Origin of the sequence: uncultured Thiodictyon sp. (assembly GCA_903837595.1) — a bacterium.
Classification (GTDB): Bacteria; Pseudomonadota; Gammaproteobacteria; order Chromatiales; family Chromatiaceae; genus Thiodictyon.
In genome coordinates this window covers 1-11,462 of record CAILVI010000364.1, presented here as the reverse complement: position 1 = coordinate 11,462, position 11,462 = coordinate 1, and the positions used below count along the sequence as shown (strand labels likewise).

The following is an 11,462-nucleotide window of genomic DNA, read 5'->3' as shown; positions in this document are numbered from 1 at the left end:
TTGAAAATCCTCTATTGTTTCTGCTCTTCTAAATGTTAAGTTATCATTTTGCGACATTTGTTTATAATCTCCTGATGATGGGAATATCGGGCGAATATTATGCCGGGCGGGGACAGACCACATTCAATTACCTAAAGACGCAGCGCAAAGCAAAAGGGGCCACGCTCGAATGCATTTCAGGATGGCATAGCCGAAATTAACTCGAACTCTGGTCCCCTTATCGGGCACGCGCGCACGACTGCCCCAACTGCCCCAATGCAGACGCAGATGCGATGCAGGCTAATACAAGACCCACAACCCGTCAAGGCCACAGATCGCGTGCGACGAACCGCAAAGGGGGATATCCGGGTGGCGCCCGAATTCTAGAAACAGGTACTACTGGCGGCGACAGTGCGTGTTGTGCTAGCGTTGATCGGCAAAACGTCCATCACGTCAATCAATGCCGATGCAGCCCACCATGTTGGACCCAGACCAGCGGGTCCAGCGCATGGCCCGTCGGTTGCTGACCGCGGCACGGACCGCTCACCATCGCCTCACCCTGGTCCTCACCGGCGCCTCGGACTGGACCTTGGAAGCGGCGCGGGCCGCCGCCCGGGACTGCGGAGCGGACGCCCCGGTGTGGCTCAGTGACCGCCCCCTCGACCCTGCCGCCCGCCCACTCGCGACGGCCACCCAACTGCTGGGCGGGGAGTGCGACCTGCTAGTCTATGACGCCTGGTCCGGGTTCGACCCCGACGGCTTCGGGGCGGCCACCGGCACGCTGCGCGGCGGCGGGCTACTGACCCTGCTCTGCCCGCCGCTTACGGACTGGCCGGACCTGCCGGACCCCCAGGCCGGGCGCATCGCCCCCTGGCCCGGGAGCGCCGCCGCCGCCGTGCGCGGGCGCTTTATCGCGCGGCTGGTGCGGGTCCTGCGCAGACAGCCCGGAACCTGCATCCTCACGCAAGGCGGGCAGGAGGACCGCCTCGCACTCCCGCCACCGACCGCGGCCAACACCGGCGCCGCCAAGGCCGTTCGCCACCACCCGGACCAGGCCGCCACCCCGGACCAGGGGTTTGCCATCGCGGCCATCCTGCGGCACGCGCGCGGCCGAGCCCGGCGCCCACTGGTGCTCACCGCCCACCGCGGGCGGGGCAAGAGCGCCGCCCTGGGGATCGCCGCCGCCCGTCTGGCCGCCGCGACCGCTGAGCCCTACCGCTGCCTGGTGACAGCGCCGCGCCGCGCCGCCGTCACCGCACTATTTGAACACGCTGCGGCTGCCTGGCCGGAGGCACGCGCCGCCGGCAGCGGCCTCACCGCGGGTGAGCGGAGCATCGAGTTCATGGCGCCGGACGCCCTCTGCCAGGACCATCCGGACGCCGACCTGCTGCTGGTGGACGAGGCGGCCGGAATCCCTGCCCCGCTGCTGGCGCAACTGCTGGACCACTACCCGCGGGTGATCTTTGCGACCACGGTCCATGGGTATGAGGGCACCGGCCGCGGCTTCGACCTGCGCTTTCGCGCCACCCTGGACCGCCGCACGCCGCTATGGCGGGGACTCACCCTGGAGACCCCCATCCGCTGGGCCGTCGACGACCCACTGGAGGCCCTGGTTTTCCGGGCACTCTTGTTGGACGCCGCGCCGGCCACGGCCGTGGACGTGCAGGGTGTCGACGCAGCCACCTGCCGCGTCGAGCGGCTGGATCGCGACGCCTTAGCGGCCGACGACTACACCCTGGGCCAGGTCTTCGGGCTCCTGGTCCTCGCCCACTACCAGACCCGACCGCTCGATCTGCGCCTGCTGCTCGACGCACCCGCTGTTCGCGTCCTGGTCCTACGCGCGGGCGGGCTCATCGTCGGCACCCTGATCGCGGTGGCTGAAGGGGGCATGGCCGACCCGGACCTGTTGCAGGCGATCTATGACGGACGGCGCCGACCGCGCGGCCACCTGCTGCCGCTGACCCTGTCGGCCCATGCGGGGCTGCCGAATGCGCCGCGGCTCACCTATCTGCGGGTGATCCGCATCGCTGTCCACCCAGCACTCGCCCGCCGCGGCCTGGGCCGTCGGCTGCTGCGCGGACTGTTCCGGGAGGCCAGGGGCGAGGGGATCGACCTGCTGGGCTCGAGCTTCGGCGCCACGCCTGGCCTGATCGCCTTCTGGCGTGCCGCAGGCTATCGCCCGGTGCAGCTCGGCGCCAGCCGCAACGCCGCGAGCGGCGAGCACGCACTGGTCGTACTGCGCCCAGTGAGCGCCCGCGGTTGGGCCTTCCGAGCCGCCGCCGCGTCGAGGTTCGCCGACCGGCTGCCGGTGCTGCTGGCCGGACCGCTGCGGCGACTCGACCCGGCGGTGGCCGCGACCGTCCTCGCCGGAGCCGCGGCCGCGCCGGAAACGCAAGACCGCTGGGGGCCATTGGAACTGCGGTCATTCGCCGCCGGGCACCGCACCCTGGACGCCGCCCTACCCACCCTCGCCGCCCTGACCCGGCAGCGGCTCGGCCCCGCACTACGCGGCGGGCAGATCAACCCAAGCGAGGCGGCCCTGCTGGTGGCCGCCGCCGCCCAGTTGCGGCCGGTGGCTGAGTTGGTGGGGGTCTGCGGCGCCTTGGGGCAGGAGCAGGTGATCGCGACCCTGCGCGGCATCGTCGCCCGTCTACTCGAAAGCCTCGATCATCGTTCCGGCGCAAGCCGTCATTCCAGCCGGGACGCCGGAATTTCGATCTGCGACGTCAATCTCTCACCCAGCACGGATGCACAGAATCCCGCGGGGCAGCCGGAAGGATGATCGAGGCGCTCCCACAGAACCAGCGCTTTCTATTTCGCTTTTCGCCGTTCGGGACACGCGACATCAAATAAAACGTGGTCTGCCACTATTGCCCAGCAACCCGACGCGCCAGCGTCAAGTCGTTATGGCTCTAATTCGTTAATTCGTTCCGCAATACTCTTCTGGTCGATATGCGGTTTTATTATGGGCCATTGTCTAGCCGCGTCCTTGGCAAATAGTGCAACCCCCCCCAATGCCCCTGCGATTGCGGCAATGACAGCAGCAACCATGCCAGCCAGTTCTCCCTTCAAGATAACGATAAAAAATGCGACGACGAGTCCAGCCCACCCAGCAAGGTAGATGGCGGCCCGTTTTTTGGTCTGCCTGTGAATAACCCGCGGTTCGTCTGCCAGCAGAGCATCCAGCAGTTTTAAAATCTTAAGCTCTCTCTGTGAGTCCATGCGTTTAGACCTCTGATTGACGATCTGACGATAAACTGACGGATAGGTTATCACGCTCGGCCCCGAAGATCGCAATGGCGGAACCTCCTGCGGAGTTCCGCCCTAACGCAGGCTACATCGTGAGCCAACCACCACCACCCCGCTCGCGGGCACCCTGCCGGGCACCAGCGTCATCAAGGGGTCGGCGAGTCGCGCGCGGCGGCACGCGCCCCACCGGGGGTTGCCGCCAGTTGCGAGACAAGGCAAAACCTATCGTCGCAGTCGGAACTACCCATTTCAGCTGTGTCGGCGCGGCCTGTATCTTGGCAACCGTCGGCACACCAAAGCGTCGTCGGATCGCTCCCCCAGGTTCCAAAGACTCCTTCATGTGCTAAACGAAAATGGCAGACTCGCGAGCTAAAACAAGGTGAAGATCATGAGTGATAAAGAACTCACTACCCGTAGCAACCATGCGATGTGGCTGGCCATCGGTATTATGTTGGTTCCGCTGGTGCCCTACGCACTGGGCGGCGCGGGCGGGTAACTGCCGATCCCCCGCAGACGAAACCTCAAGACCTACGCGGCCCCGGCAGGAGCGGGGCCGCGAGCTGCTGGAAAATTCCTCGTTAGGCCCCCCGCGGAGCCTAGTGACCACGGGCAACCACAATAAATCGAAAAAAAGGCAATGGCGAGGCAACAAACCGGCCGGCGTCGAGCCATGCAGACACCCTTGTAATCCGCGCCCGACGCGCAATTTCCGGCATTACATTGACACCAGAGAAGCCTCATGAACCGTTCCGGCCTACGCCCCGCCATCGTCGCCGCACTCGTCTCCGCCGTGGCCGCCGCACCCGCTTGGGCGGACTGGACGCTTGACCCGACCCGTTCGCACCTGGCCTTTGTCTCCATCAAGGCCAAGGACGTGGCAGAGGTCCACACCTTCAACGAGATCAAGGGCCGAATCACCCCCGATGGGAAGGCCGATATCGCCCTGATGCTGGACAGCGTCGAAACCCTGGTCCCCATCCGCAACCAGCGTATGCGCGAGATGCTGTTCGATACGGCCGACTACAAGGACGCCCTGTTCACTGCCAAGATCGATCCGGAGCGGATCAAGGCGATGGCCGTCGGTGAGATCGCCGACATCACGGCCGAGGGCACCTTGTCCCTGCACGGTCAGACGCAGCCAGTGACACTGGTCGTGCAGGCCGCGAAGGTCGCCAACAACACGCTGATGGTAGCGAGCGTCAAACCAGTGGTGGTGGATGCAGCCAAGTTCGGCATGACCGAGGGGGTGGAGAAGCTGCGGGAGGTCGCTGGGCTCGCGGCCATCAGCAACGCCGTGCCGGTGAGTTTTGTCCTGACCTTCGTCGACGAGGGCAAGTGATCCGCCGCGCGGATAAGCTCATGGCAACCGACTCGCTTCAAGACAAACCCTTCTCGCTGGCGTGCGAGGAGAACCAGGCGCCCATTTTTGAGATCATCGGCCCCCTGCTCCAGAAGGCCAGCCGGGTATTGGAGATCGGCAGCGGCACTGGCCAGCATGCGGTGTACTTCGCCGCCCGGCTGCCCCACCTGATATGGCAGACCAGCGATGTCCCGGCCCATTTGCCAGGGATCCGGCAATGGTTGGCGCAGGCACAACTCCCCAACCTGCCGGAGCCCCTGACACTGGATGTAACCGGCGACTGGCCCGCGGGTCCGTTCGACGGCATCTTCAGTGCCAATACCGCCCACATTATGGGATTGCCGGAGGTTGGCCTGATGTTCCAAGGCGTCGGTCGAATCCTGCCGCCTGGGGCGCCCTTCGCACTCTATGGCCCGTTCAGCGATGGCGGACGCCATACCAGCGAAAGCAATGCCCGCTTCGATGCGTCGCTCAAGGCCCGGGATGTGCGGATGGGGGTGCGGGATCTCGACGATCTGCGGGCGCTGGCGGATCGCGCTGGCCTGGAACTGCGGGCCGACCACCCAATGCCGGTCAACAACCGGACACTGGTGTGGTGCCGGCGCGACGCGCCGGGCTAGCGAGCACGTCGGGCACAGTCATGAGCGATGCGTTACAGGCCGCGGTTGCACGTCAACGCATGCTGCTGCGTGGGCGCCTGGCCAGCGTCCTGGCCCGCTTGGGGACCTCCTGTCGCGCTGACTGGGGCGACCGGGGGGCCTTGGAGCGCCTGCTCGGCGAAGCGCCATGAATGACACATTGAGCAGAATCAAGGGCGACCGGGGGGCCTTGGAGCGCCTGCTCGGCGAAGCCCTGCGGACGCTCCCCTACTGCAAGTATCTCTACCTGCTGGATCACCAGGCGCATCAGGTGACTGCCAATTGCTCCCGTGAGGGGGTCCTGCCCGAGAACCTTGGCCGCGACCGCAGCCAGCGCCCGTATCTGGCCGAGGCCTTGGCCGGCGCGCCCTTCTCCCTGTCCGCCGCCTATCTGAGCCGCAACCAGCGCCGACCGTCACTGACCGCGGTCGAGCGCCTGACCAACGCCGATGGCACCCTGCTCGGATTCCTGGGGGCGGACTTCGACCTGCGCGACCTGCCGCTCACCCGCGAGCTCTACCGCCAACCAGACCAATGGCTCCAGATGAAGGGGGACCCGGCCATCCGCGGCGGGCTGTTCTACCAGGAGCGCGTCGAAAGCCTGATGGACAGCCGCATCGACGCGGTGCTCGACCTCGTCACCGAACTGATACTGGCCCACGGCGTGTTCCATGCCAAGCTGCATTTCTCAAGCTCCAGGGCCACGCTATGGCTCTTCGACGACCCCTATCGCTACCGGGTGCTCGACTTCGAGGACCTGAACAACCCCGGCATCTGTCTCGCCTATCCGCGCCGCGACTATGCGGACGAGGCGATGATCCCGGCCGCGCAGGTGTCCACGGTCTTACGCGCCTTTCGCGACCTGCGCTTCATGGACGAGAGCATCTACCTGCGCGCCGGCTCGCTCAACATCATGAACGGCATAGTCTCGCTCATCTTCTCGTGCGACGGTTCACACTACATGCGCTGGGACGAGTTCCTGGAAAAGCGCCTGGACTTCTGGATCGGGGCCGGCGTATTTTGTGCCATTGGCGCGCCAGCCGAGGGCGATGCGAGTGGGACGGCCTGATGGGTTCTGCCCGCACCGGAAACCTGAAAACCACCATGGAGCCGGAGCATGCGCCCCATCCGCTGGAACAGCCGCTATCGCAGCGGTGACGCTGAGACCGACCGGCGCAACCGCGCCTTCGTCGATTGCCTGAACAGCCTGATCGACGCCGCTGGACAGCGTGAACATTGCCAGGAGTTGGAGGATGTCATCGCCCGGTTCAGCGCCGAGGCGCAGCAGCTGCTTGAGGCCCACCCGGCCGACAGCGACCTCAGTGCCGCGAGCGGTCGCCGCCTTCGCGCCTTGCTCCCCTTAAGCCCCTACGGCAGCGCCGCCTGCCGCCAGTGCGGCCTGTGCGACCTGGCCCAGCAGAGGATCGCGCAACACCTGGAAGCCCCGGCTCGGTGTCTGCTCATACAGTCGTAGGGTCCGCTGCGCGGACCAACGACCGCGCGGCTGGCGCGGTGGCCAGGATGATGACCAAGGCCGACCGTTCCTTGTCGGATCTACCGACACGGCAGCCGCTCAGCGCTCAATCAAGCTCAAGCCAGATCTCATTGCGGCGCAAGAACCAGGGCTTCCACGGCGGGTCATAGCGTGCCCACACCGGCTCGCCATGCCACTTGAGGCCACGTTGTGTGAGGATGCCTTGCAGCGTCTTCAAGTGATCGTGATAGCGACTCTGCGACCAGGTGCCGGAGTAGCGAATGACGGCGATCGTTCGCGCCGGCATCGCGCGCAGCGTCACGCGCGGGTCAGTTGGCTCAGGAAGGGTCTCCAGCGTCCATTCTTTGGGCATCGCGAACTGAACCAGGTAGCCGTCGACGCTGGCGCTCTGTGACACCGGCGCCGTCATCGCGATCTTAGTCGGCGTCAGGGCCACCGGCGCGGTCATCGCGATGCTGCGAGACCCTTTGTTCTTGCCGAAAATGTACCCTGCCAGGATGCGAAAGCCCTGGTTTCCAGCCTCATCGGCAGGCGCGTTGACGCGGGTTTCCGCCACCAGATAGGGCTCATAGTGGCGCACCTCCACGCTATCGTCCACGCGGTCCACGGTGTACGGGGGCTCTTCGATGGCCATGACATGACTCCAAACCAAGCAGAAGATAAGAGCAGAAAGAAACCGAAAACGGCTCATTGAGGTACCCCACTGGTGAAGCACACGCGATTGATCAGCGGGACCTTGATCGTCGTCGCGATCACCAAGGCCCGAAAACTGCCCCGGACGATGAAAGCCCCCCGTGGGAGCGGCTTCAGCCGCGACGAGCCTCCGCCCGCCTGCGAGCTCGCGTCGCGGCTGAAGCCGCTCCCACCGGATCCCAGCCTGACGCAGTGATCTGGTCGGCGATCTGCCGCATCAGGGCCAAAAACGCTCGCAGCGTCACGGTGGGCTCCTGGCTGTATATATGGCGCAACGCCAGCTGCAGCAACCGGGTCAGCACCTCGCCCTTGATCTGCGCGTTGGTCCGCGCGGAGATGTCGTGCAGAGCATACTTGGAGATTTCCAGGGTGGTGAGGTCGATCTCTGCCACTTGACAAAAGTACGGGTAAGCAGTAGCGTCATGCAAGATGATATTTTTGAGTGGGACGACGCCAAAGCCGCAATAAACTGGCGTAATCATGGCGTGGCGTTCGATTACGCGATTAAGGTTTTTCTCGATCACTTTGCGGTTGAGTGGATAGACGACCGCGAGAGTTACGGGGAAGAGCGTATCAATCTGCTTGGCATGTGCGACGGCGTTCTTCTCCATATGACCTATACCGAGCGCCATAATCGAACCCGCGTAATTTCGGCCAGAAGAGCGGAAAAACATGAACAAGACTACTACTACGGCGAAAATTCAATCTGACGGCAACGTCGTTGAAGTGCTGGAAGATGGCAGCGAGCGCCGGTTTGCGCAAACGCCTATGCGGCCCATGACAGCGGCGGAGATTGAGGCGGCGGCCATGGCCGACCCCGACGCACGACCGATGGCCGAGGACGAATTACGAAAGGCGCGGCGTATTCCCCGGATCAAGACGTTGCGCCGTGCCTTGTGTCTTACACAGGAAGAGTTTGCGGCACGTTATCATGTGCCGCTTGGAACGTTGCGCGATTGGGAACAAGGCCGCACTGAACCGGATCAACCGGCCCGGGCATACTTAACCGTCATTGCCCGCGATCCTGACGGGGTGCGCCGCGCATTGCAGCAATCACCCTTTTGATTTTGCTCTCCCATCCTACGCTGACGCGAGTGGTGGTCACCCGCTCGCGGCTACTCATCCGGCAAGCGTCCAATGTGGGCCGGTGGCTTGGCGTAACCCGGTCACAGTGCCTGCGGAGCATAGGGAGGAACGCTCCAGGCGGTGCTGACGTGTGGGATCATGGCAATGGCGAATTGCCCTGCGGACATCCGCCTTACAGCCCTGCTTACCAGTTAGTTTAATTTAGTCTGCCTCCTTGTGGTGGAAGAAGGTTGGCGGCGGGGCTGAACCGTTACCATTTCTTTAATAGCGGCGGGCGGGTACCGAGTGTTTGCCCCCAAACGATTTCGTGGTACGCACCCAATCCATTCAGCGGTTAGGCATCTCAGCGCGGCAGAGCGAGAAGGAAATTATCTGCCAGTTCGAATAGACGATCCGTGGGGTCTTCTCCGCCTTCCTTCATGTGAAGCATTTCGCAAATCTGCTCGTCGTCGACTATCAATATCAGCTTGCCGTGCTCGCGCATAGCACCTTGCGTCATCTTTATCGCATCAGCTTCCGCGCCGGCTCGACTTATGACAATCGCTACTCTGCGAAGACCGCGTTCAAGCAGATACTTCTCGGTCGTTAGTATTTGGCCTTGCTTGATCTTGGCAGTGTAGTTTTTGAACTCGAACAGGACGTATCTACTGTCTAAGTCGTGAAGCAGGAACTGCCAGAACTCAGTTGTCGGGCGAATTCGGCATACATAGTCGAAGCGGTTCAATCCGTCGTCTGTCCGCTTCTGGCGATGCCAGCCGTGAAGGTCGTTCGGGAACAGGTACCTCAGGATGCGATCACAAAGGCATTCATACTTGGACCAAGTAGTCTTACCTCGCTTGAGTGCCTTCAGTTCAAGGCACAGCTCTGTTCCCTTGGTGTCTTCCGGGAGACTTGCTACAGGCAAACGCTTACTGGTTTGAGTCGCTTCGGTTGGACTTACTGATGCGTCCGGTATTGTGGCTGGGTCAGACTCCAGCAGCGAATTTAGTTCGTCGAGCAATGCGGGATCCCGTGCCGCCAAGTTCAGGAGATCGACGCGATCGACAAAGGTGATGCTGAACTTTTCTTCAAGCGCCAAGCGTAGGGCCGGAGGCAGCTGGCAGGAGGCTACAAGCATTCCCTTCTGGGCGCCCACACTGATTCCTCTTGAGGCTAGACGCGACGCTGCCGATGCGAGTAAGGAGCCCTGGGCTCGCGCCGTTCGATAGAACTTCACCTCAATGGCCCAGGCCTCGTGGCCCAGCGTGGCAGTGAAGTCAAACCCCACGTCACGGCCACCGACTCCAGCTTCGTGAACTTCAAAGCTGTTGGCTTCAAGGATTCCTCGCACCAGTTGTTCAAACTGAAGAGCGCTGGAGGACATGGAAGCGATCATTTGAGATGCCTAAAGTGAAGCCTAAAGCGGCGCGCGCCGCTGATCAAGCAAAAGAGCAAAAGGGGCCAGGCTCGAATACGTTTCTGGACGGGAAGAAAATAGGGGGCGTACCACGATATTCTCCGCCGACAAAACTCCTTACGATACCGCGTTCGTAATCCAGACTTCTACCCTGTGTCAGAGTCGAGTCCCCATGAGTCGTCGCCAACGGCATTTGAGCCTTGATCATAAATCCAGCCATGACGATAAGCAAATCATTTGACGCGCGACTGTACGCCTTTGTCTCTTATCAGCGCAGGAGCTTTGACCTAGTCGCGGGGTGGCCAGACTTATGATCAAGGCCCGCACCGTGGTGCGGTCAACCGGATGACGGCCCCGCCGAGCGTCTACGTCACGGCCGAACATCCGCGTTGATGTCATCGCAAACCTGACATGCCGGACCCTATGCCGACCTCACCTCATCCAACAGCTCGGGGTGACGGTCGAGCACCTTGAGTAGCTTTACCAAAGCCAAAGACGGCTTGGTCTTGCTGGTCTCGAGCACGAGAACGCATTGACAGTCTGTCGACCAACCGCCGCAGGCGATTCGCGGTTTCGCGGTTAATTGCGAAGGGGCGTATTTTCGCGAGGATACAACGGCCCTTCGCGCCGTCGCCGACGGGCTGTCGGCGCTCCCGGGCGCGGCGGGGTTTGGTGTCTGCGAATACGCGCCCAGTCTCCGAAGCGGTGTCACGAGAGGCAGGGTGGCCGCAGTGATGATTGACGCCGCCGCTGATTACCAGGCGGCGACGATCTGGCTGGATGACGCGATGTTTGCGGGTCGGGCTGCCGATATGTGCGGGCCGCTACACCTACCAGAATCGCCTGGTGCGTATGATCAGCCTGCCGGCCCCGCCATCTCGGCATCATGGAGCGTCTACCACGCCCCACTCCCTGCGTCCAACAGGAACCGGTTGGCCCCTATGCCCCGCGTACGCAGGTACTCGGCCCGAAACTCGTCGGCCATGATCAGGGCCTCAATCTCGGTGGCGCCGCGGTAGACCTTGGCCACCAGCGGATCGGAATGCTCCCCCAGGTCGGAGCCGTGGGCGTTCAATACCTCCTTGAGGGCAGGCCAGTAGGGACCGTAGTCCCGATAGCGTCGAGGGCCCTTCTCCAGTCGGACCGCGGGTTTGTCATCCCTCGGGAAGTCAAAATACGCCCCGATTTACTCTGACTTCGATTGGTCATGGGCCAGCGTCCGGGTGGAGGCCCGACAGGGCTTGGCGGCCGGATCAAGGTTGACAGTGCCGCCCAGCGGGGGCTAGCGTTCCGCAACCACACGAGGAGCCCACCATGAGCGCGCGACCACAACCGCGGCCGACGTTGTACGAACAGCTTGAGGCCCTCCCCGAAGGGCTGACCGGGGAAATCCTCAACGGCCAACTCGACGCCCAGCCGCGCCCCAGCGGCCCGCATGGATTCACCGCCTCGTCGCTTGGATATGACCTGATCGGACCCTTCCAGCGGGGCCGGGGCGGTCCTGGGGGCTGGTGGATCATTGACGAGCCGGAACTGCACTTCACTCCGGCCACCGTCCCTCGCGGC

11 protein-coding genes and 2 pseudogenes are annotated in these 11,462 nt (G+C 63.3%); 8 read left to right on the top strand and 5 right to left on the bottom strand.

Annotation, left to right across the window (positions count from 1 at the left end; all coding sequences use genetic code 11):
- The first annotated feature begins 457 nt into the window (after positions 1 to 457).
- The gene (locus QZY44_RS20990) at positions 458 to 2,761 is read left to right on the top strand and encodes a GNAT family N-acetyltransferase (protein ID WP_295451361.1); all 2,304 of its coding nucleotides are present in this window, start codon (positions 458 to 460) and stop codon (positions 2,759 to 2,761) included.
- Between the two features lie 122 nt (positions 2,762 to 2,883).
- Here QZY44_RS20990 and QZY44_RS20985 read toward each other — a convergent pair whose 3' ends face one another.
- A complete protein-coding gene (locus QZY44_RS20985) occupies positions 2,884 to 3,201 on the bottom strand; it encodes a hypothetical protein (RefSeq protein WP_295451358.1) in 318 nt (105 codons plus the stop codon).
- A 766-nt stretch (positions 3,202 to 3,967) separates the two neighbouring features.
- Here QZY44_RS20985 and QZY44_RS20980 point away from each other — a divergent pair.
- The 4 genes and pseudogenes from QZY44_RS20980 (at position 3,968) to QZY44_RS20965 (ending at position 6,700) form a co-directional block, all read left to right on the top strand.
- Complete coding sequence (locus tag QZY44_RS20980) at positions 3,968 to 4,567, top strand: YceI family protein (RefSeq protein ID WP_295451355.1); 600 nt, start codon at positions 3,968 to 3,970, stop codon at positions 4,565 to 4,567.
- Between the two features lie 20 nt (positions 4,568 to 4,587).
- The gene (locus QZY44_RS20975) at positions 4,588 to 5,208 is read left to right on the top strand and encodes a DUF938 domain-containing protein (protein ID WP_295451351.1); all 621 of its coding nucleotides are present in this window, start codon (positions 4,588 to 4,590) and stop codon (positions 5,206 to 5,208) included.
- Between the two features lie 20 nt (positions 5,209 to 5,228).
- Positions 5,229 to 6,295: pseudogene (locus QZY44_RS20970) on the top strand (PDC sensor domain-containing protein).
- Positions 6,296 to 6,343: 48 nt separating this feature from the next.
- On the top strand, positions 6,344 to 6,700 hold the full coding sequence (locus QZY44_RS20965; protein WP_295451349.1) for a hypothetical protein: 357 nt from the start codon (positions 6,344 to 6,346) through the stop codon (positions 6,698 to 6,700).
- A 106-nt stretch (positions 6,701 to 6,806) separates the two neighbouring features.
- Here the strand turns inward: QZY44_RS20965 and QZY44_RS20960 are convergent, their stop codons facing one another.
- A complete protein-coding gene (locus QZY44_RS20960) occupies positions 6,807 to 7,355 on the bottom strand; it encodes a heme-binding protein (RefSeq protein WP_295451346.1) in 549 nt (182 codons plus the stop codon).
- Positions 7,356 to 7,680: 325 nt separating this feature from the next.
- Between QZY44_RS20960 and QZY44_RS35905 the strand changes: the two genes are divergently transcribed.
- Complete coding sequence (locus QZY44_RS35905; protein WP_365304975.1) at positions 7,681 to 8,124, top strand: BrnT family toxin; 444 nt, start codon at positions 7,681 to 7,683, stop codon at positions 8,122 to 8,124.
- Positions 8,087 to 8,479, top strand: coding sequence for a helix-turn-helix domain-containing protein (locus QZY44_RS20950; RefSeq protein ID WP_295451341.1), 393 nt, complete (start codon positions 8,087 to 8,089; stop codon positions 8,477 to 8,479). The genes QZY44_RS35905 and QZY44_RS20950 overlap by 38 nt, the downstream gene beginning before the upstream one ends.
- A gap of 364 nt (positions 8,480 to 8,843) precedes the next feature.
- On the opposite strand, the gene QZY44_RS20945 is transcribed toward QZY44_RS20950, so the two are convergent.
- The 3 genes from QZY44_RS20945 to QZY44_RS20940 all read right to left on the bottom strand — a co-directional run bounded on the left by QZY44_RS20945 (position 8,844) and on the right by QZY44_RS20940 (position 10,971).
- Positions 8,844 to 9,875, bottom strand: a complete 1,032-nt coding sequence (locus QZY44_RS20945) for a restriction endonuclease (RefSeq protein ID WP_295451338.1) — start codon at positions 9,873 to 9,875, stop codon at positions 8,844 to 8,846.
- Between the two features lie 442 nt (positions 9,876 to 10,317).
- On the bottom strand, positions 10,318 to 10,419 hold the full coding sequence (locus QZY44_RS35900) for a type II toxin-antitoxin system MqsA family antitoxin (protein WP_365304973.1): 102 nt from the start codon (positions 10,417 to 10,419) through the stop codon (positions 10,318 to 10,320).
- A 372-nt stretch (positions 10,420 to 10,791) separates the two neighbouring features.
- A complete protein-coding gene (locus QZY44_RS20940; RefSeq protein ID WP_295451334.1) occupies positions 10,792 to 10,971 on the bottom strand; it encodes a hypothetical protein in 180 nt (59 codons plus the stop codon).
- Positions 10,972 to 11,210: 239 nt separating this feature from the next.
- Between QZY44_RS20940 and QZY44_RS20935 the strand changes: the two are divergent.
- Positions 11,211 to 11,462: pseudogene (locus QZY44_RS20935) on the top strand (Uma2 family endonuclease); the annotation flags it as partial.